Source organism: Eoetvoesiella caeni, assembly GCF_003315175.1.
Lineage (GTDB): Bacteria > Pseudomonadota > Gammaproteobacteria > Burkholderiales > Burkholderiaceae_B > Eoetvoesia > Eoetvoesia caeni.
This window is the reverse complement of sequence record NZ_QNRQ01000001.1, coordinates 213,986-233,386: the sequence shown is the minus strand read 5'-3', so window position 1 is coordinate 233,386 and position 19,401 is coordinate 213,986. Positions and strand designations below refer to the sequence as shown.

The 19,401-nt window shown below is 59.2% G+C and carries 18 protein-coding genes; 10 read left to right on the top strand and 8 right to left on the bottom strand.

The genetic code is table 11. From position 1 onward, the window contains the following. Nucleotides 1-2 precede the first annotated feature (2 nt). From DFR37_RS01070 to DFR37_RS01055, 4 genes are all read right to left on the bottom strand, one after another. Nucleotides 3-848, bottom strand: a complete 846-nt coding sequence (locus tag DFR37_RS01070; RefSeq protein WP_113931398.1) for a fumarylacetoacetate hydrolase family protein — start codon at nt 846-848, stop codon at nt 3-5. Between the two features lie 107 nt (nt 849-955). Beyond that, nucleotides 956-2,479: a bifunctional 3-(3-hydroxy-phenyl)propionate/3-hydroxycinnamic acid hydroxylase MhpA gene (gene mhpA, locus DFR37_RS01065; RefSeq protein WP_113931397.1), complete on the bottom strand. Its 1,524-nt coding sequence runs from the start codon at nt 2,477-2,479 to the stop codon at nt 956-958. A 113-nt stretch (nt 2,480-2,592) separates the two neighbouring features. Next, a complete protein-coding gene (locus DFR37_RS01060) occupies nt 2,593-3,897 on the bottom strand; it encodes a TRAP transporter large permease (RefSeq protein ID WP_113931396.1) in 1,305 nt (434 codons plus the stop codon). Between the two features lie 67 nt (nt 3,898-3,964). After that, a complete protein-coding gene (locus DFR37_RS01055) occupies nt 3,965-4,450 on the bottom strand; it encodes a TRAP transporter small permease (protein WP_170139798.1) in 486 nt (161 codons plus the stop codon). Between the two features lie 266 nt (nt 4,451-4,716). Between DFR37_RS01055 and DFR37_RS01050 the strand changes: the two genes are divergently transcribed. Beyond that, nucleotides 4,717-5,619, top strand: coding sequence for a phytanoyl-CoA dioxygenase family protein (locus tag DFR37_RS01050; RefSeq protein ID WP_113931394.1), 903 nt, complete (start codon nt 4,717-4,719; stop codon nt 5,617-5,619). A 105-nt stretch (nt 5,620-5,724) separates the two neighbouring features. Next, nucleotides 5,725-6,774 (top strand): TRAP transporter substrate-binding protein, encoded by a 1,050-nt coding sequence (locus tag DFR37_RS01045; RefSeq protein WP_113931393.1) that lies wholly within the window; start codon nt 5,725-5,727, stop codon nt 6,772-6,774. A 63-nt stretch (nt 6,775-6,837) separates the two neighbouring features. Here DFR37_RS01045 and argH read toward each other — a convergent pair whose 3' ends face one another. Then, nucleotides 6,838-8,256 (bottom strand): argininosuccinate lyase, encoded by a 1,419-nt coding sequence (argH, locus tag DFR37_RS01040; protein ID WP_113931392.1) that lies wholly within the window; start codon nt 8,254-8,256, stop codon nt 6,838-6,840. A 215-nt stretch (nt 8,257-8,471) separates the two neighbouring features. Here argH and DFR37_RS01035 point away from each other — a divergent pair, with 215 nt between their 5' ends. The 5 genes from DFR37_RS01035 (at nt 8,472) to DFR37_RS01015 (ending at nt 13,151) form a co-directional block, all read left to right on the top strand. Then, complete coding sequence (locus tag DFR37_RS01035) at nt 8,472-9,749, top strand: mechanosensitive ion channel family protein (RefSeq protein ID WP_379881309.1); 1,278 nt, start codon at nt 8,472-8,474, stop codon at nt 9,747-9,749. A gap of 38 nt (nt 9,750-9,787) precedes the next feature. Beyond that, nucleotides 9,788-11,410 (top strand): NAD+ synthase, encoded by a 1,623-nt coding sequence (locus DFR37_RS01030; RefSeq protein ID WP_113931391.1) that lies wholly within the window; start codon nt 9,788-9,790, stop codon nt 11,408-11,410. Nucleotides 11,411-11,447: 37 nt separating this feature from the next. Further along, nucleotides 11,448-11,786: a P-II family nitrogen regulator gene (locus DFR37_RS01025; RefSeq protein WP_113931390.1), complete on the top strand. Its 339-nt coding sequence runs from the start codon at nt 11,448-11,450 to the stop codon at nt 11,784-11,786. A gap of 9 nt (nt 11,787-11,795) precedes the next feature. After that, entirely contained in the window at nt 11,796-12,332 is a 537-nt protein-coding gene (locus tag DFR37_RS01020) for a YaeQ family protein (RefSeq protein WP_113931389.1), read from the top strand. Nucleotides 12,333-12,416: 84 nt separating this feature from the next. Beyond that, nucleotides 12,417-13,151 (top strand): pseudouridine synthase, encoded by a 735-nt coding sequence (locus tag DFR37_RS01015; RefSeq protein WP_113931388.1) that lies wholly within the window; start codon nt 12,417-12,419, stop codon nt 13,149-13,151. 50 nt (nt 13,152-13,201) lie between these two features. Here the strand turns inward: DFR37_RS01015 and DFR37_RS01010 are convergent, their stop codons facing one another. Then, on the bottom strand, nt 13,202-14,137 hold the full coding sequence (locus DFR37_RS01010; RefSeq protein ID WP_113931387.1) for a 23S rRNA (adenine(2030)-N(6))-methyltransferase RlmJ: 936 nt from the start codon (nt 14,135-14,137) through the stop codon (nt 13,202-13,204). Between the two features lie 24 nt (nt 14,138-14,161). Beyond that, nucleotides 14,162-14,914: a glycerophosphodiester phosphodiesterase gene (gene ugpQ, locus DFR37_RS01005; RefSeq protein ID WP_113931386.1), complete on the bottom strand. Its 753-nt coding sequence runs from the start codon at nt 14,912-14,914 to the stop codon at nt 14,162-14,164. A 144-nt stretch (nt 14,915-15,058) separates the two neighbouring features. Here ugpQ and DFR37_RS01000 point away from each other — a divergent pair, with 144 nt between their 5' ends. Next, on the top strand, nt 15,059-17,026 hold the full coding sequence (locus DFR37_RS01000) for a SurA N-terminal domain-containing protein (protein ID WP_113931385.1): 1,968 nt from the start codon (nt 15,059-15,061) through the stop codon (nt 17,024-17,026). A gap of 88 nt (nt 17,027-17,114) precedes the next feature. On the opposite strand, the gene DFR37_RS00995 is transcribed toward DFR37_RS01000, so the two are convergent. Beyond that, complete coding sequence (locus DFR37_RS00995; protein ID WP_113931384.1) at nt 17,115-17,768, bottom strand: arylesterase; 654 nt, start codon at nt 17,766-17,768, stop codon at nt 17,115-17,117. Nucleotides 17,769-17,818: 50 nt separating this feature from the next. Between DFR37_RS00995 and DFR37_RS00990 the strand changes: the two genes are divergently transcribed. Then, entirely contained in the window at nt 17,819-18,505 is a 687-nt protein-coding gene (locus DFR37_RS00990) for an ABC transporter ATP-binding protein (protein WP_113931383.1), read from the top strand. Next, entirely contained in the window at nt 18,502-19,392 is an 891-nt protein-coding gene (locus DFR37_RS22940) for a DMT family transporter (protein WP_242341682.1), read from the top strand. Before DFR37_RS00990 ends, DFR37_RS22940 begins: the two co-directional genes overlap by 4 nt. The last annotated feature ends 9 nt before the right edge of the window (nt 19,393-19,401 follow it).

The window sequence follows — 19,401 nt, the reverse complement described above, 5'->3', positions numbered from 1 at the left end:
GATTATTCTGCCCGGATCGGATTTTTCAGTATCCCGACTTTGCTGACTTCGATCTCGACGATGTCGCCGTCTTTCATGAAGACGGGCGGCTGGCGCTTGACCCCTACACCGCCTGGTGTGCCGGTGACGATAACATCGCCGGGCAGCAGCGTAATGAAAGTGGATACATAGCTGACCAACTCGGGAATCGAGAAAATAAGCAGGTCGGTAGTCGTGTGCTGCATGACTTGGCCATTCAGGCGCGTTTCAAGCGTAAGGACTTCGTTTTCGCCGATTTCATCGGTCGTGACCAGGCTGGGCCCGAACCCGCCTGTGCCTTCAAAATTCTTGCCCGGCGTCCATTGCGATGTATGCATTTGCCAGTCGCGGATGCTGCCGTCGTTGTAGCAGGAGAAGCCCGCAATATGGCTGAAGGCTTTGTTCTCCGAAATACGCCGGCCTTCTTTCCCGATAACGACGGCAATCTCGCCTTCGTAGTCGAACTTATCGGATTCAGGCGGCAGAATCATGGGTTGCATGTGGCCTACCTGGGCGCTGGCAAAGCGCGTGAACATGGTGGGCTGCTTGGTGCGTTCTTTGTTGGTTTCTTTGACGTGAGCATCGTAGTTCAGGCCCGCGCAGAAAATCTTGTCCGGGTCGGCCACGACAGGGCGGTAGCTGCTGATGTCTTCAATGGAAAAGTCGGCCGAATTTTTGTCCGCTTCGTTTTTGAGTTTATCCAATCTGTGCCGGCGTAGGGCCCGACCAAGGTCGGCGATGCCCAGCCGTCCGCCCAGGTCGATGACTTGGCCGTCGCGCAGGGCGCCGAAACTATGGGCGGCGCCTTTGGTAAAACTGATGAATTTCATTGTGACTCCGTTGTTGTTTGCCGCCATTTGGCGGCGCGTTGGTGTTCAGGAATGACTCGGCAATGAAGGCGGCACAAGTGTGCGCAAGCATTGTTGGCCGCTTGAGGTCAGGCATGCGAGGCCGCGGCGTGCCCGGCTTGTTCTGTGCGTCTGGACTGCAAGGCTTGCAATTTATGCAGCACGCTTTCAAGCTCAAGCAGATCGTTGGCCAGCCCCAGCAGATAACGGTCCGGCCGGATTACCGCGGCTTGGGTGCCGATGCTTTCAAGCCAGGCCCGCGCTTGCGGGGTATTGGCCTGAAGCGCGACTACCGGAACGGGTGCCGCATTGCATAGGGCTTGGATGTCGGCTGGAGCAAAGGCGCCCGGCAAACTGAGAATCGCAAAATCGAGCCCGGCAATATCGTCCATCAGGCGATCCGCATCCAGCTTGGGCTGGTGCGAGAGGGTGCCGGCGTAGTTCTTGGCGTCGTTCAAAGCGCTGCGTCCCAGGACAGGGCTAAGGTTCTTCATGTGGCGTGGCCGTTCCGACAGTTGCCGATCGCGTTCGGCCACGGCCTCTGCGTCCCTGGCCTGGATGAGATTGCCCATTTGGACTGCTTGCTTGATGTATTCGGCCACATGAGGGTGACGCTCTTCCTGGTATGTGTCCAATATCGTGTCATTGAGCTGGCCGCGCACCACAGCATGCAGTTTCCAGGCCAGATTGGCCGCGTCGCGTATGCCGGCGCACAGGCCTTGCCCAAGAAACGGCGGCGTTTGATGCGCCGAGTCGCCCGCCAGCAGCAGGCGTCCTTTACGCCATTGCTTGGCCAGGACCGAATGAAAGGTATAAACGACGCCGCGCTCCAGATCGGCATCTCGCGGTGTAATCCATTTTTCAAGCAGCGACCAGATTTTATCGGGATGTACGATTTCGGCGGCGTTGTCTTCGGGCAGAAGCATGATTTCCCAGCGGCGCCGATTGCCCACGCCGCGCACGTAAGTGGCTGGACGGGAAGGATCGCAAAATTGCACGGTGTAGTCGCCCAGCACCGACCAGGGCTTCTTCAACAGAACGTCGAAAACCAGCCAGCGTTCATGCAGGCCCAGGTCCTGCATTTCGGAGCCGATGAAGCGGCGCACGATGGAGCGTGCGCCGTCGCAGCCAACCACGTATTTGGCGCCAAGCGTGTTCAACTTGCCGTTGCTTAAGTCTTCGTAGCGGACGGTGACGCCATCCTGGGCCTCGTCAAGAGCGAAGACATCGCAACGATAATGGCGCTGGATATTGGGCCAGCGGGGCAATGCCTGAGCCAGGGTCTTTTCCAGGTCGGGCTGATGGAAGCGATAGCTGGAATGCCAGTTTTGCGAGCCGACTTCGGCGGGACGCGGCCAGTCGACCAGCAGTTGTCCCTGCGCGTTCACGTATTTCATGCCGGGGGTCAGAATGCTTAGCGCCGTCATTTCTTGCGCAATGTCGATGGCCTGGAATACCCGCATGGATTCGCCGTCGTAGTGAACGGCGCGGGGCAGGGCGTAGTAAGAGGCCTCGCGTTCGAATACGGCCACCGACAGGCCAAGCTTGCCCAGCAGGCTTGCCAGTATTCCTCCAACCGGGCCCAGACCGATGATGGCCACATCTACCTGCATGATAGTTTCCTTTTTTGATATTTTGAATATATCACATTATGATAAAAACCATTGATAAATTATTTAATTTGATTTAATTGTTTAGTAAATATCTTAAATTGATTTTTATTTCTTTATTTAAGCGCGGCTGGCAGCCATAGCGAAATAATGGGAAAAGCCATGAGAATGGCCAGGCGGATGCCGTTGGCCAACAGATAGGGCGTGACGCCGCGATAAATGGCCGATAGAGGAATGCTCTTGGCCACGCCATGCACGACGAATACATTCATGCCCAACGGGGGGCACAACATGCCGATTTCGATAATGACGACGTTGACCACACCCCACCAGACCGGATCGAATCCCCAGCTCATGACTAGCGGCAAGACGAATGGCAAGGTAACCACCATGGCGGCCATTTCATCGAAGAAGGCCCCCGCAATGATGAACAGTACGACAATGATGCACAGGGCCAGCCAGACCGGGGCACCTGAAGCCTGAACGGCTTCAATCAGTGCCTGGGGCGCTTGGGTTACCGCTGCGAAATAACCGAACAGCGATGCGCCTATGATCAAGACGTAGATCATGGCAGAGGTCGATGCCGTGCTTGTCATCACTTGGCGCAGGCCCGCCATGCTGAGTTTGCGGCGAAAGTAGGCAAACAGGAAGGCCAGGGCGGCGCCTACCGCGGCGGCCTCGGTCGCGGTAAATACGCCGAAGGCCATGCCGCCCACCACGGCGCAGGCCAGGAGAATGACTTGCCAGCCTTGCCCCGCAGCCCGCCACCGTTCGGCCGCAGTGGCCTTAGTGCCTATTGGGGCATGCAGCGGGCGCCAATGCGTATAAAAATAGATGGCGGTAAAGTAAAGCACTATGGCGATCAACGCGGGCAATAGCGCCGCCACATACATAGTGACGATAAGTTCCTGAGCCAGGACGGCGTAGATCACCATGACCGACGAGGGCGGAATCAATATGCCCAGGGTTCCGCCCGAGGCAACGGTTCCGGCGGCGAAACCCGGATCGTAGCCGCGCGAAAGCATGGACGGCAGCGAGGCTTTGCCGAAGGTGGCGGCCGTCGCCACGGAGCTGCCGCATACGGCGCCAAAGCCCGCGCAGCCTCCGACCGTTGCCATGGCCAAGCCGCCGCGTTTATGTCCGATCAGGGCGTATGCCAATCGATAAAGGTCTTCCGAAAGGCCCGCCACGTTGGCAAAAGCTCCCATCAGGACAAAAAATGGGATAGTCAGAAGGTCTAACGAGGAAAAGGTGCTTGCGGCTTCGGAGGCCATCATGGCCAGGGCGGGAGACCATCCGGCGATCAGGGCGAACCCGCCAACGCCGGCAATACCCATGGCAACGCCGATCGGAACGTGCAGCAAGACCAGCACGAAGGTCAGGACGAGCCCCAACACTGTCAGCATGGCGGGATCGTTCATGCTTGACCTCCTGCGACGGGGCGTGAGGGACCGGCGCTATATCGCAACTTGACTGAGCGGTGCGCGTTCATGTGGGCTCACCTTGGTCGGTCAGCGTGGCAAATGCAATAAGCGTTGTCAGGGCAATAAAGCCTGCTACCACCGTCCACCATGGCCAGACCGGCCAGCGCAGTATGGCCATGACTTCACCGTTGGCTTTCATGTCCAGCGCAAACCGCGCACATTGCCACGCCATGGCGGCAAAAAACAGGCCTGTTATCGTGGCCCCCAATAGATTCAGGCCACGGTGCGCCTGTCGACCCAGCAATCGTCCCAGGAAGTCGATCATGATATTGCCGCGGCTGGCAACTACATAAGGCATGCATGCCGCAAGGAGGACGGCTGCGGCCAGCGCCGTGACGTCGGCCAGGCCGTGTATGGGGCTGGCGAACAGATAGCGCAGCAGGATATCCAGCGTGGTTACCATGGCCAGGAGCAACAGCCCCGCTATGGCGCAGCCGGCAAGCAGCTCGGAGAATGTGAAAGCGTGCCGATGTAACGTCGATAAGCTCATTATTGTCCCTGGATGTTTTGGTTTGTTGTGCATCGCTGCCGTCGCTTCCGACAGTCCACGCCAGTCAGCAAATTTTTTATAAATTATCACACCTTGAGATTACTTTGTGGATATAAGATGCGCAAACCCGGCACTGCCAGACTGGCTTATGTAGATGCATATCCGAGTTGACTAAGGATTTGACGGGTTTTCCCTAGGTTGACGCAAATATTAAAGAAAATTAATCTGAATTATCGCTATTTGATATTAATGAAAATGGAGACGAGATGCAGGACACCACCGCACCGAACCGCATATCCACAACGCGGCATCTACACCCAGCCAACTCGATCACGCAGCAGGATATTGACGATTTTCAGCGCGACGGGGTGATCTGCTTGCGCGGCATGTTCAAGCCTGAATGGTGCGATATGCTGCGCGAAGCATCCCTCGAAGCCATGGAAAACGGGGCGGGCAGAGTCCGGGAACCCAAGCTCGAACCCGGCAAGGGCCGTTTCTATTCGAACGTTTATTTGTCCGACAGCGACGAGCGTTTCCGCTTGCTGCGCGATGCCTCGCCCGCGCCCGAGATTGCCGCCAAGCTCATGGGCTGCGACGAGGTCAGGTTTTATTACGATCAATTGTTCATCAAAACACCCGGTACGGCGGCACCGACGCCCTGGCACAACGACTTGCCTTTCTGGCCGTTTGCAGGCAATGACCTGATCTCCATATGGATAGCTTTGACGCCGGTGTCCGCTGAAACCAGCGGTGTGCAGTACGTGGCCGGTTCGCATCGCTGGAACAAGATGTTCCGTGCCGTCACTCCAGACTACGATCCGCGTTTTCTTGATCCGGCCCTGGAAGAATGCCCCGATTACGGCTCGCCGGAAACTCCGTCGGCTGGCAAGGTGTTGTCCTGGGATATGCAGCCCGGCGATGTTTTATGCCATCACCCCTTGACTGTGCATGGTGCGGCGGGAAACGCCTCGACAACGCAGACTCGCGTCGGCCTGTCCATCCGTTATCTAGGCCGCGACGTGCAATGGGATCCTCGTCCCCATACCATGACTTTGCGCCGCCCGCCCGAAGTCGAAGCGGGCGAATATCCGGCTGACGATATTGCCTTCCCGCGAATATGGGATAGCCAGCATGGTCATTTGCAGTTCGATGGGCCGGCAAAGCTTTGAGCCTTGCTCCGGTTTGTCCTGGATGCAGAGACTTGCAAACCAGCCTCCCGAGTTATTGAATCTTTGTGAACCCTTGCGGGTTTTCGCATTTAACAGGCGGTGTCCATGAATTCAATCCGAATCACACGTCGTAAAGTGCTGAGCGCGTTCGCTGCGGCGGCCCTGGCCTGTACTGCAAGCATGGCGTCGGCCGAGCCGGTCAAGCTGAAGCTGTCCAGTTTCGAATCTCCCTTGGGCAATATCACTGCAAATGTCTTGACTCCCTTCGCCCGCGATGCAAGCGCCGCTTCGCAGGGAACCCTGCAAATCGACGTTTTTGCCGGCGGGACGCTAGGGCGCAGCCCGGCCCAGCAGCTCAAGCTGGTAACTGACGGCATCGCTGATTTTGCCTGGGTTGTATTGCCTTATACGCCGGGGCGTTTCGACGATGCCGAAGTCGTCGGCCAGCCATTCTTGATTACCAGCTCGACCGAAGCAAGCATCACGCTGCAGCGTATGTACGACAAGGGCCAGCTTGCCGGCTTTGATGGGCTCAAGATGCTGGTTTTGGGCGCTACACCGCCGGTGACGATACATTCCACGAAACCGGTGCATGTTCCGTCCGACCTGAAGGGCAAGCGGGTGCGTATTTCGGGTAGCTTGCCGACCAAGCTGGTCGAGTCGCTGGGTGGCGCGCCCGTTCAGGTGGGCGGCGGCCAGATCGGGGACGCGCTTTCGCGCGGGGTGGTGGACATGACCTTCAATAATTGGGGATTTGTCAGCGACTTCAAGATCGACGAGGTTACTTCGCAGCATGTCGACATTCCTTTGGGGGCGGTCGCCGTGGGCATCGTCATGCGCCAGGACCGCTACGACTCCTTGCCTGAGCAGGCACGGGCTGCACTGGATAAGGTCAGCGGCGAGAAGTTGGCGTACAAGCTGGGCCAGGCTTTCGATACCCAGGACGAGGATGTGCGCAAACGCATAGCCAAGTCTAAACGCAATACTATTATCAATCCGAGTGCACAGGAAATCGCCTTATGGCATCAAGCGGTTGAGCCCGTCAATGCAGCCTGGCGCGTGGCCATACCCCGGAACGAACAAATCAACAAAGAGTTTTCGGTAGCGCTTGAACAAGTGCGTAAAGATTTGCAAGACAAGAAAGTCGCGCAGTAGCGGGCGCAGGATTGAAAAAACCGGCCTTTGGGCCGGTTTTTTTGCCAAGCTAGTGCCTCAGCGTTAGCCGGCGGTCTGATCCAGCACGCGTTGGGCTTCCAGCTTGACGCGCTCGGGCGCGGTGCCGCCTATGTGCTTGCGCGCGGCGACCGAGCCTTCCAGGGTAAGCACGGCGAAGATGTCCTGCCCGATGGATGGATGGAAGGCTTGCAGTTCGGCCAGGCTAAGGTCGGCCAGGTCGCAGCCCTTTTCTTCGCAATGGCGCACCGCGTGGGCCACGGTTTCATGCGCGTCGCGAAAGGGCACGCCTTTTTTGACCAGATAGTCGGCCAGGTCGGTGGCCGTGGCAAAGCCTTGCAAGGCGGCCGCGCGCATGGCGTCGGCCTTGACCTTGATGCCCGAGATCATGTCGACGAAAATTGTCAGGGTGTCGCGTATTGTGTCGGCCGAGTCGAACAAGCCCTCTTTATCTTCCTGGTTGTCTTTGTTGTAGGCCAGGGGCTGGCCTTTCATCAAGGTAAGCAGGGCAATGAGGTGGCCGTTGACACGGCCGGTCTTGCCGCGTGCAAGTTCGGGAACGTCGGGGTTTTTCTTTTGCGGCATGATCGAGCTGCCGGTGCAGAAGCGGTCTGCCAGGTCGATGAAACCGACGCGCGGGCTCATCCATAGCACCAGCTCTTCGGAAAGGCGCGAGATGTGAGTCATTATGAGCGCTGCAGCGGCGCAGAACTCGATGGCGAAGTCGCGGTCCGAGACCGCGTCGAGCGAGTTGCGGCAGACTTCATCGAAGCCCAGCGTTTTGGCCACGCGTTCGCGGTCGATAGGGTATGACGTGCCCGCCAAGGCTGCCGCGCCCAGGGGCAGGCGATTCACACGCTTGCGGCAGTCGGCCAGGCGCTCGGCGTCGCGGCCGAACATTTCGGCGTAGGCCAGAAGATGGTGGCCGAAAGTCACGGGCTGGGCCACCTGCAAGTGTGTGAAGCCCGGTAGTATGGTGGCGTTGTGCTGCAGTGCCAGCTTGGCCAGTTCGCGGCGCAATTGGCGCAGCAGGTCGGTGGCGATGTCTATTTCGTTGCGCAGCCACAAGCGGATATCGGTGGCAACCTGGTCGTTGCGCGAGCGGCCCGTATGCAAGCGTTTACCGGCGTCGCCAACCAGTTCTACAAGCCGTTTTTCGATATTCAGGTGCACGTCTTCCAGGTCGAGCAGCCAGGTAAATTGCCCGCTGGCGATTTCTTCGAGGATTTGCGCCATGCCGTGCTCGATGGCTGCCTTGTCGTCGCTGCTGATGATGCCGATGGAGGCCAGCATGTCGGCGTGGGCCAGCGAACCCTGGATGTCGAAATTGGCCATGCGCTGGTCGAAGCCGACCGATGCCGTATAGCGTTTGACGAGGTCCGAGACGGGTTCGGAGAAGCGTGCCGACCATGCCTGGGCCTTGTTGGCGAACTGGTCTTGCTGGGATGAGGTGTTTTTTGACATAGTGGCGCAATTATAAAGGACGCTGTCCGGATCGCGGCAACAAGGCCAAGGCAGGCTTTTCGGCTTTGCGCGCAGGCGTCCGGCGGCTTAATGCGCTAAGGTTACGCTTGGCGAGTAAAACGGCATCGGCTGCGCGGAGTAAGCGTGACAACGAGGCTTTGTATTGCCGGGCGGCCGCAACTGCGCCATGGTTGAATGAAGGCAAGGATGACTGGATGGAAGGTTCGAATTTATTGATGGATTGGCTGGAGCATAGCTGGCTTGGCCAGAACGTGCCCGACGCTCTGTGGGCGCAGATTCTGCTTGGCCTGGTGGTCCTGGCCTTGCTGGTGCTGGTCAGCGGCTGGCTGGTTAGCCGCGTATTTGTCACTGTCGCCCGGCGCACCATGACAGCCACCGGCCATGGCGACTGGGCCCAGGCACTGACGCAATACCGGGTGTTTCGCCATATCAGCTATGTAGCGCCGCTGCTGGTCATCATCGCCAATATCGGCTTGTTGCCCATCGCCGAAAAATACATCGATGTCTTGCTGCGGCTGCTGATTTCGATTTCCCTGGTACTGGCATTCGCCGGGCTGACCGGTGTGCTCAAGGCTTGGCAAAGGGTTTATTCTTCCACGGCCCGGGGCCGGGTCCGCTCCATCAAGGGTTATCTGGAGCTGGCCAAGATCGTGCTGTGGGGCGTATGCGCCGTCCTGGTTTTTTCCACGCTGATCGATCGTTCCCCGATCTTGATGCTTTCCGGGTTGGGTGCCTTGTCGGCAGTGTTGCTGCTGGTATTCAAGGACACTTTGCTGTCGATGGTGGCCAGCACGCAGATGTCATCCAACGACATGCTGCGTATCGGCGACTGGATCGAAATGCCCCAGGCCAATGCCGACGGCTTTGTCATCGACATGGCGCTGCACACAGTCAAGGTCCAGAACTGGGACAAAACAGTTACCACCATCCCCACTTACAAGCTGTTCTCGGAAAGCTACCGGAACTGGCGGCATATGTTCGAGTTCGGTGGGCGGCGGATCAAGCGCACCCTGCGCATCGATGCTTCATCGGTGCGATTTCTGAATGAAGACGAAGTACGGGATTTGTCCAGGTTCAGCCTGTTGCGCGACTACCTGGCAGGCAAGGAAAACGAACTGCAGGAAAGCAACAAGGCGTTGGGCGAGGCGGCCAGCGTGGCGGCGAATCGGCGCCGCTTGACCAATATTGGAACATTTCGGGCTTACGCCACCGCTTATGTGAAGCAGAATCGCGAAATCCGCCAGGACCAGCTTTTGCTGGTGCGCATGCTCGAGCCGGACTCGCAAGGCGTGCCTATCGAACTGTATTGTTTCTCGGCCAATACAGCCTGGGTCGAGTACGAGCGCATCCAGGGGGATATTTTCGATCATTTGCTGGCCATTTTGCCCGAACTGTCGCTGCGGCTATATCAAGCGCCGGCCGGGGCCGACTTTACAAAGGCCTGGGGCGATTTTCCGGCTGCCGTGCGATAATTTTGCACTTGATTATTTATAAATAAAGGCCTTGTTAAATGACAGCGGTCAAGGTTGGGCTTGCACAGATCAATATGACGGTGGGCGATTTGCGCGCAAACGCCGCCAAAGTTGCGGAGACGGCGCGCTGGGCCGAGAACAATCACGTAGACATTCTGCTGACCCCAGAGCTGACGCTTACGGGCTATCCGGCCGAAGACCTATTGCTGCGTCCCGAGTTCATTAGCCGGCAGCTGCAGGTGCTGGAGCAGCTTTGCCGCGATTTGGCGCGCCATCGCGGCCTGCATGTCGTGGTGGGCTACGTGCACGAGCAGGACGGCGCGCTGTACAACGCGGCGGCGGTGCTGTCGGGCGGGCGCGTTATTGCGCGATACCTCAAACACGAACTGCCCGACTATGGCGTCTTCGACGAAAAACGCTATTTCGCGGCTGGCGGCGAACCGGTCGTGTTTGCCGTCAATGGAGTTAAATTCGGCCTGAACATCTGCGAAGACGCATGGTTCGCCGCCAGCCCGGCGCTGGCCGCCGAAAACGGCGCGCAAGTGCTGCTCGTGCTGAATGCATCGCCGTACTCGGTGGCCAAGCAGGCCGAGCGCCTGGGACAGGTGGGGCGCAACGTGCATGGCTTGCCGACGGTGTATCTGAACAAAGTGGGTGGCCAGGACGAATTGGTATTCGACGGCGCCTCGTTTGTGCTGGATGCCCAGGGTGTGGTGGTGCAGCGCTTGCCCGTGTTTGAAGAAGCACTGGGCATTGTCGGATTCGATGACCAGGGGCGGCCAGAGCCTTTGTATCCCGTGAATTCACCGGCCTGGCCCGACATGCACGCCCAGGTTTATCAGGCGCTGACCCTGGCGCTGCGCGACTATCTGGGCAAATCAGGTTTTTCCAGCGTCGTTCTGGGGCTTTCGGGGGGCATAGATTCGGCGCTGGTGCTGGCGGTGGCGGTGGACGCCATCGGCGCGCAGAACGTGCGTTGCGTCATGATGCCTTCGCGCTATACCGCCGACATTTCCCAGATCGATGCGCGCCGCATGGCCGATGGCCTGAACGTGCGTTACGACGAGATTGGCATTGCAGGCTTGGCGAGCGCTTTCGAGCTGGCCTTGTCCCATCAGTTCGCGGGCCTTGAACCGGACACTACCGAAGAAAATATCCAGGCCAGGGTGCGGGGCACTTTGCTGATGGCCTTGTCCAACAAGTTTGGGTCGCTGGTGATAAGCACCGGCAACAAGTCCGAGCTGGCCACGGGCTACTGCACGCTGTATGGCGACATGGTGGGCGGTTTTGCGCTGCTCAAGGATGTTCCCAAAACCCTGGTCTACGAATTGTCGCGCTGGCGCAACCGGCAATCGCCCGTCATTCCCGAACGCATTATCGAGCGTCCTCCTTCGGCCGAGCTGCGTCCCGACCAGACCGACCAGGACAGCCTGCCTCCTTACGATGTGCTGGACGCCATTATCGAGCTATACGTCGAAAAAAACGCCTCCATCAAAGCTATCGAGGCCGCCGGCTTCGAACGCGACGTGGTAGCCCAGGTGGTGCGCCTGATCCGCATCAACGAGTACAAGCGCCGCCAGGGCGCCATTGGCCCCAAGATTACCGCGCGTGCGTTTGGGCGCGACTGGCGCTATCCCATTACCAACGGTTTTCGCGAGTAGGCGCGGCGCCATTATTGAATCGACAAGAGAACACATCATGAAACTTATTGCGGCAATCATTAAACCGTTCAAGCTTGACGAAGTCCGCGAGGCCTTGGCCGAGATCGGCGTCAGCGGCCTGACGGTCACCGAGGTCAAGGGATTCGGCCGCCAGAAGGGACACACCGAACTGTATCGCGGCGCCGAGTATGTCGTGGACTTCCTGCCTAAAATCCGCGTCGAGGTCGTCGTGCCTGCCGAGATGGTCGAAGGCGCCATCGACGCCATCGTCAAGGCCGCGCATACCGGCAAGATCGGCGACGGCAAGATCTTTGTCACCGCGGTCGAGCAAGCTATCCGCATTCGCACCGGCGAAAGCGGCGCCGACGCGCTATAAGCACTTTCCATGGCATTGCGAGCAACAATATTCAAGCTGGAACTGCACATTGCGGATATGGTGCGGGCTTATTACGATAGCCACACGCTGACCTTGGCGCGCCACCCGTCCGAGACCGATGAACGCATGATGATGCGTGTCCTGGCATTCAGCCTATTGGCGGACGAACATATGGTGTTCACCCGTGGGCTAAGCACTACCGAAGAGCCTGCGTTGTGGCGCAAAGACCTGACGGGGTCGATTCTTACCTGGGTGGAGCTGGGCCATCCCGACGAAAGGCGCATACTTCAGGCCAGCGGCAAGTCGCAAGAAGTTGTTGTGTTTTGCTATGGCGGGCCGGCCAGCCAAGTGTGGTGGCAAGGCGTAAGCAAGGGCCTGGAGCGCGTACGCAACCTGAAGGTCTATGCGGTGCAGCCGGCCGCTGCGCGCGAACTGGCCGGGCTGGCTCAAAGAAACATGGCCTTGCATGCCAGCATCGAAGAAGGGATGGCCATGCTGTCGTCCGATACAGGCAGCGCAGTCGTCGAGATCGAAGCCTGGCGCTAGGCGCGGGCCGGTCTATCCACCGGACGCACGCCGGCCAATCGGCCGCGCCGGAGTCTTATCGCTCATTTGCATACAATACGGTTTATGGAAAAAATACGAATCTCAAAATTGATGGCCGAACAGGGGCTGTGTTCACGGCGCGAGGCCGACGGCTATATCGAGCGCGGTTGGGTTCGTGTGGATGGCGTGGTGGTATCGGAACTGGGCAGCAAAGCCTACCCCAACCAGAAAATCACGCTGGACAAAATGGCCCAGCGGCGCCAGACGTCGCGCGTCACCATACTGCTTAACAAGCCGGTGGGGTATGTGTCGGGGCAGGCCGAACAGGGCTACCGTCCCGCCGCGTCATTGATCAGTGCACGCACCCAGTACCATGCCGACCGCGCGACCGTGCGGTTCGACCCGGCGCATTTGCGCGGCCTGGCGCCGGCAGGGCGGCTGGACATCGACTCGCAAGGCTTGCTGGTGTTGACGCAAGACGGGCGTATTGCGCGCCAGCTTATCAATGACGATTCCGAACTCGAAAAAGAATACCTGGTGCGCGTTGAAGGCAAGATATCGGGCAATGGCCTCAAGCTGCTGAACCATGGCCTGAGCCTGGACGGCAAAGTGCTGCGGCCCGCGCACGTTACTTGGCAAAACGACGACCAGCTGCGTTTTATTCTGCAGGAAGGAAAAAAGCGCCAGATTCGCCGCATGTGCGAGCAGGTCGGCTTGAAAGTAGTGGGTTTGAAGCGCGTGCGCATGGGGCGCGTCGTGCTGGGCGACTTGCCTCCCGGGCAGTGGCGCTATCTGCGCGAGGGCGAACGCTTTATCTAGTTTTTCGCCGGGCCTGGGCCGGAGCCCAGGGCGCGCCGGCCCCAGACACTTTAATCGCGTTTGGCGGCCGGCTTGCCCACGCGTTTGATGTGCCTGTCTTTTTTCACGCGCTTGGCTACCGCGGGGGCGTCGGCCGAAGCCGATTGCGTCAGCGTGAACCCGCCGCGATCATCCTGGGCTAGTTTCTTGGCCAGCCACGGCATGGCGGTTTCCAGTGCCTTGTGCAAAGTCCAGGGCGGATTGATGATGAACATGCCGCTGCCGTGCAGCCCGAACCCGTCTTCGACCGGCTTGCGCACGGTAATCGACGCATTCACCCACTTCACGTCCATGTTTTCCAGTGAACGCACCATTTCGTGCGCTTCGCGCCGCTGCACCAGCGGGTACCAGACGATATAGCAGCCGGTCGAGAAGCGCGTCATGGCGTCTTTGACGGTTTGCAGCGTTGCGCGGTAGTCGGTCTTGTCTTCGTAAGAAGGATCGATGATGACTATGCCGCGGCGGGGCAGGGGCGGCAGCAAGCCCTTCAGCCCGGCGAATCCGTCGGTGTCGTGAATAGTGGTTTGATCGAGCGCGCTACGTCCTTGCGAGGCCAGGTTGTCGCGCAGCACGCCGACTTCCGAGGGATGCATTTCGAACAGGTGCAGGCGGTCGCTGTCGCGCAGGGCACGCAAGGCCAGCCAGGGCGAGCCGGGATAGAAATTGGCCACGCCGTCAGGATTGAAATGCTGGACCTCTTCGAGGTAGCGCTCGATCATGGGCGGCATGTTTTCGGCGCCAAGCAGGCGGTCCAGACCGTCGATGAATTCGCCGTTCTTGGTGGCCCAGTCGCTGGTCAAATCGTAGATGCCGGCACCCGCGTGCGTATCGATGACCCAGTAAGGGGTCTCTTTGCGGTTGAAGTAATCCAGGATATGCACGAAAGCGGCGTGCTTGAGCACGTCGGCATGGTTGCCGGCATGGAAGGCGTGGCGGTAGCTGAACAAATCGGGGCCTTTATGGGCAGATGATTAAAAGTCGGGCGTAATGAGCGTGATGGCGTCGGTAAAAATGGCGTCGCAGCCCCAGTCGAGCAGCTCGCGTGCGCGCACCGGCTCGTTTACAGTCCATGCCGCTATTCTATAGCCTTTGGCATGCGCTTCGCGGATGAGCCCGGGTGTAGCATAGGCATGGTCGATATTGAGCGCGATGCATTGATGCCGTTGCATGCGCGCTTCCCAGTCCTGCGGAATCCTGCCATCCAGAAGCAGGGCGCGCGGCAGATAGGGCGCGGCTTGCATGGCGGCCTGCAATGCTGTTTCCGAAAACGACGACAGCAGCGGCGGCGCCGCGGGGTTGCCCCACAATTGCGCGGCGAACAAGGCTATTTGCATGCCGGTCTGGGATTCGGCCCCCGGGCTGGGCTTGATTTCGATATTGCTGAAAATGCGGTTGGCCTGGGTAAATGCCGCAACGGAATACAGCGTGGCCATGGGCTCGCCGGCGTAATCGGGCGAATACCAGCGGCCGAAATCCAGTCTTGCCAGCTCGTGCCATGCCAGTTCGCAGGCCTTGCCGTGTCCGTTGGAGGTGCGTTCGACGGTATCGTCGTGCAACAGGATAGGGACGCCGTCATGGCTGAGCTTTACGTCGAATTCGACCATGCCGAATCCATGCCGGGCCCCGGTCCGCATTGCGGCCAAGGTATTCTCGGGGGCGGCTGCGCCGCCCCCGCGGTGGGCGATGATCCTGGGGTAGGGCCAGGGGTGTTGCATGGCTGTCATGGCATGGGCCTGGGAGGTGGTAAACTCACGGCATATTTTAAGCGTTACCCAGTAACTGCGGTGCCCGGCGAATCAGTTCGCTTTTTTTTGGCACGTGTTGCGGGGTGCGTTTCGAGCACCTTCGCGAATCAGAGAGTCCAATCAATGTTCGATTTTATCCGCCAGCATCAGCGCCTGATGCAGCTGGTTTTGCTGGTACTTATTTTGCCGTCCTTCGCCCTTATCGGTGTCAGTGGCTATAGTAATTACGTGTCCGGCGATCATGAATTGGTCAAGGTCGGCGATTCGGCCGTTACCTCGCAAGAGTTCGACCAGGCCAGGCGCAACCAATTGCAGCAGTTGCAGAACCGCGTCGGCGCTTCATTCGATCCCGCCATGCTGGACAATGTTCCCGCCCGCAAAGCGCTGCTTGACTCGCTGGTCGACCGGCGTGTGGTGGTGGCCACGGCCATGAAAGAGCATTTCAGTGTATCCGACGCCGTCCTGCGCCAAACCATCGCGTCCATACCCGAGCTCCAGGTCGATGGCCGGTTTTCGCCCGAGCGCTATAGCCAGGTGCTGGCTTCCATGGGCGTCTCCAGCCACGATTTTGAACAGGGTCAGCGTTCCGATCTGGCATTGCAACGGGTGCTGGGTCCGGTCTCCATGACCGCCAGCGTGCCCGCTCCGGTCGTCCAATCGCTCGAGCAGGCCCTGACGGCCCAGCGCACAGTGCGCTTGCGCGTCTTCGCTGCCGACGATTTCAAGAAAGGCATACAAGTCAGCGACGCCGACATCAAGGCCTGGTACGAGAAAAACCCGCAGCGGTTCGAGGTTCCCGAATATGTCGAGGCCGATTACCTGTTGCTGGACGAGGCCGCCGCCATGCGTGGCGTACCCGAAGTCAGTTCGGAAGACATGCACAAGTATTACGAGCAGAACAAAAGCCGCTACGTAACTCCGGGCCGCGTTCAGCTTAGCCACATCCAGGTCAGCCTGGCGCCCGACGCCAGCGCCGAGCAGCGCGACAAGGCCCAGGCGCGCGCCGAAGAAATCGCCAAGAAAGTGGCCGCCGACAAATCCAAGTTCGCTGAAATTGCAAGTGCCGAGTCCGACGACGCGGGCACGGCGAAAGACGGCGGCAAGCTAGGCTGGATCTCCAAAGGCGTCTGGCCGGCCGATCTTGAAAATGCTGTTTTCGCTTTGAAAAAAGGCGATGTCAGCGGCGTGCTCGAAGGCCCCGGAGGCTTGCATATTTTCATGGCTGACGACGTTCAGCCCGAACAGGGTGAAACCTTCGAACAGGCCAAGTCGAAAGTCCAGAGCGAGATCCGGCGCCAGCTCGGTGCCGACCGGTTTGCCGACATGGCCTCCAAGTTGACCAGCCTGGTTTACGACAATGCTGGCAGCCTCAAGCCGGCCGCCGATGCGCTGGGCCTGGCTGTCAAGCAAGCCAATGGCATAGCCCACGACCGCCTTCTGCCGGCTGCCGAAGTCGATGGCGGGACCGCTGCCTCGGCCAGTCCCGACGCCACGGTGCTGGAAGACATGCGCGTGCGCCGGGCTCTGTTTTCACCACAGGTGTTTACCGACAAGAACAATTCCGGCGTGATCGAGATCTCGCCCTCGACCATGGTCGTCGTGCGGGTTGCAAAGGTTACGCCCAAGCATGTGCAGCCGCTGGACAAGGCCAGCGCTTCGATCCGCGAACAACTGGTCAACGAGCGCGCGGCCTCGGCCGCCGAGAAGGCAGGCGAAGCCTTGCTGGCTTCGCTCAATAGCGGCGCCAGTGCATCGCTTGACGGCTTCGGTTCGGCATTGACGGTCAGCCGCGTCAACGCGCAGGGACTGAACAAAGAGGTGCTGGATACTGCGTTCGGCGTGCAAACCGCCAAGCTGCCCGCCTATGCCGGCCTGAAAGGACCTGGCGGCTATGTCGTCGTGCAAGTCGAACACGCCGCGGCGGGCAAGCCCGATGCATCCATGAAGGCATCGTTGTCGACGCAGCTGGCCCAGGCCTGGGGACAGGCTGAAGAACAAGCCGTACTCAAGGCCATGAAAGCGGCAATCGGCGTGAAAATGCTGCCGGAGGCCGAAAAGGCCCTGGCGGGCGAAAACAAGGAGCAAGGCTGATTTTCAGTGTTTCGCGGCATGGGCGCGGCGGTATTCAGCTACCACCAAGCCCGGCTGCGGTACAACGCCCAAGCGTGCAAAAAAGCCCTTAACGGGCTTTTTTTGCGGCGGGGTCCAGCAGCGTCTTTAGTTGCACCCAGACATTCCGGGCCAGTATGGGCTGAGCGTCTTCGTTGGGATGTATGCCGTCGGCCTGGAACAGCTCTCGTTTGTCGGCCATTCCTTCAAGTAGAAAGGGTACGAGAGCCGTATTGCGCTGGGCGGCTACATCGATGAACAGCTGGCGGAATTTTTCGGTGTAGTTTCGGCCGTAGTTGGGCGGAATCTGCATGCCCACCAGCAATACTTTTGCGCCTGCCTTCTGGGCCAGAGAGATCATGGTTGAAAGATTGTCCTGGGTCATTTGCAAAGATAGCCCGCGAAGGGCGTCGTTGCTGCCAAGTTCAATAATCACGATGCCGGGCTGATGACGGGACAGGGCCGCAGGAAAACGGCTCAGGCCGCCGCTGGTCGTGTCGCCGCTGATGCTGGCGTTGGCTGTGCCGACGCCGTATTTTTCTGTTTTCAATTTGTCGGCAATAATAGACACCCAGCCCGACCCGCGTCTCAAGCCGTATTCGGCCGACAGGCTGTCGCCGACAACCAGTATATTTCGGTTTGCCTGCGCCGCTTCCTGTGCGTAGGATGCAGGCAGGCCGCACAAGACGGCTGCACCAATAAGAAAACGCCGACGATCAGTCATGAGTCATATCCACCTAGTAAAAAAGCCCTAACGTAAAGAAGCCCCAACGCATGAGCCCAGTTTATTCTATCGAAGTAAAGAACCTTTGCCGGCAAGTCGCCGATTCGTCCGGTGTGCTGGATATTCTGGATGATGTCAGCTTTTCGGTGTCCAGCGGCGAGGCCGTGGCCATCACGGGCAGTTCGGGGTCGGGCAAATCGACGCTTCTTGGGCTGATGGCGGGCCTGGATCTTCCGACGTCGGGCGACGTTGTCCTGTTGGGGCAGGACATGTTCGCACTGGACGAAGAGGCCAGGGCCGCTTTCCGTGCCAAGCATGTCGGTTTTGTGTTCCAGTCCTTCCAGTTGCTGCCCAATTTGACGGCTCTGGAAAACGTCATGCTGCCCCTGGAATTGGCGGGCAAGCCGGCGGCGCAGGCTGCCCGCGCGGCTTTAAACCGCGTAGGCTTGCAAGAGCGTCTGCATCATTATCCCAAGACTTTGTCGGGCGGCGAGCAGCAGCGTGTGTCGCTGGCCCGCGCGTTCGTGGTGCAGCCGCGCCTGCTGTTCGTGGACGAACCCACGGGCAGCCTGGACGCGCATAATGGCGCCCTGGTCATCGACCTTATGTTTTCTTTGCTGCTCGAAAAACAAACCACCCTCATCATGGTGACGCACGACCAGGCGCTGGCTGACCGGTGCCAGCGCCAGTTGCAGCTTCAGGGCGGACGCCTGTTGGCGCCGGGGCAAACAGCATGATGGTGTTGGTGCTGTCAGGCCTGTTCGTATTTACCTGGTCCAGCGGCTTTATAGTAGGCAAGGCCATCGTGCCCTACGCCGATCCAACCCTGTTTTTGTTCGTGCGCGTTTGCATTTCGGCCGTTATCTTCGGCTTGGTGGCATGGCATGCCAAGGTAAAGTGGCCGGCCTGGAGCGAAGTGCCCAAGCATGTGCTGGCCGGCATCCTGCTGCAAGGCATCTATTTGTCCGCCACGTACTGGGCCATCGCCGACGGTCTCCCGCCCGCCGTCATGGCGTTGATGGGTTCTTTGCAGCCCATATTGACTGCCGTGTTGGCCATACCCATACTGAAGGAAATTCCCACTGGGCGAATATGGTTCGGGCTGGTCATGGGGCTGGTCGGCGTCTTTTTTGTCATCCAGCCTGCAATGGACGCCAGCAGCGGCATTACCTACACCACGACAGCCTTGCTTACGGGCCTGCTGGCGGTATTGTCGATCACGTTCGGCACTTTGCTGCAAAAGACGTCGATTGCGGCGGCGGACATTCGCGCCTCGGCCGTGCTGCAGAATATCGGCACCATGCTTTTTACCGGGCTGTTCGTGTGGATACGCGGCGAAGACCGCTGGATCTGGTCGCCCGAGCTTTGGGCTTCGTTGTTGTGGGCGGCGATTGTCCTGACCTGCATAGGCACTTTGCTGCTGGTGTGGATTATCCGCCGGGGACAGGCCGCGACAGCATCGTCGCTGATATTCCTGGCGCCGCCGCTGGCTGCCATTGAGGCTTATTTCATGTTTGGCGACCGTCTGGACGCGGTACAACTGGCCGGATTTGTGCTGGCGCTTGTGGGCGTCGCCGCCTGCAATATGCGCTGGCCCTTGCTGCGGCGCCCAGGTCGATTATAAGGAGCTCTT

Coding starts and splice junctions, on each gene's coding strand:
- DFR37_RS01000 (WP_113931385.1), top strand. CDS start 15,059: ATGTTCGATTTTATCCGCCAGCATCAGCGCCTGATGCAGCTGGTTTTG.
- mhpA (WP_113931397.1), bottom strand. CDS start 2,479: ATGCAGGTAGATGTGGCCATCATCGGTCTGGGCCCGGTTGGAGGAATA.
- DFR37_RS01070 (WP_113931398.1), bottom strand. CDS start 848: ATGAAATTCATCAGTTTTACCAAAGGCGCCGCCCATAGTTTCGGCGCC.
- DFR37_RS00990 (WP_113931383.1), top strand. CDS start 17,819: ATGAGCCCAGTTTATTCTATCGAAGTAAAGAACCTTTGCCGGCAAGTC.
- DFR37_RS01060 (WP_113931396.1), bottom strand. CDS start 3,897: ATGAACGATCCCGCCATGCTGACAGTGTTGGGGCTCGTCCTGACCTTC.
- DFR37_RS01030 (WP_113931391.1), top strand. CDS start 9,788: ATGACAGCGGTCAAGGTTGGGCTTGCACAGATCAATATGACGGTGGGC.
- DFR37_RS22940 (WP_242341682.1), top strand. CDS start 18,502: ATGATGGTGTTGGTGCTGTCAGGCCTGTTCGTATTTACCTGGTCCAGC.
- ugpQ (WP_113931386.1), bottom strand. CDS start 14,914: ATGACAGCCATGCAACACCCCTGGCCCTACCCCAGGATCATCGCCCAC.
- DFR37_RS01050 (WP_113931394.1), top strand. CDS start 4,717: ATGCAGGACACCACCGCACCGAACCGCATATCCACAACGCGGCATCTA.
- DFR37_RS01015 (WP_113931388.1), top strand. CDS start 12,417: ATGGAAAAAATACGAATCTCAAAATTGATGGCCGAACAGGGGCTGTGT.
- DFR37_RS00995 (WP_113931384.1), bottom strand. CDS start 17,768: ATGACTGATCGTCGGCGTTTTCTTATTGGTGCAGCCGTCTTGTGCGGC.
- DFR37_RS01035 (WP_379881309.1), top strand. CDS start 8,472: ATGGAAGGTTCGAATTTATTGATGGATTGGCTGGAGCATAGCTGGCTT.
- DFR37_RS01045 (WP_113931393.1), top strand. CDS start 5,725: ATGAATTCAATCCGAATCACACGTCGTAAAGTGCTGAGCGCGTTCGCT.
- DFR37_RS01020 (WP_113931389.1), top strand. CDS start 11,796: ATGGCATTGCGAGCAACAATATTCAAGCTGGAACTGCACATTGCGGAT.
- DFR37_RS01055 (WP_170139798.1), bottom strand. CDS start 4,450: ATGAGCTTATCGACGTTACATCGGCACGCTTTCACATTCTCCGAGCTG.
- argH (WP_113931392.1), bottom strand. CDS start 8,256: ATGTCAAAAAACACCTCATCCCAGCAAGACCAGTTCGCCAACAAGGCC.
- DFR37_RS01025 (WP_113931390.1), top strand. CDS start 11,448: ATGAAACTTATTGCGGCAATCATTAAACCGTTCAAGCTTGACGAAGTC.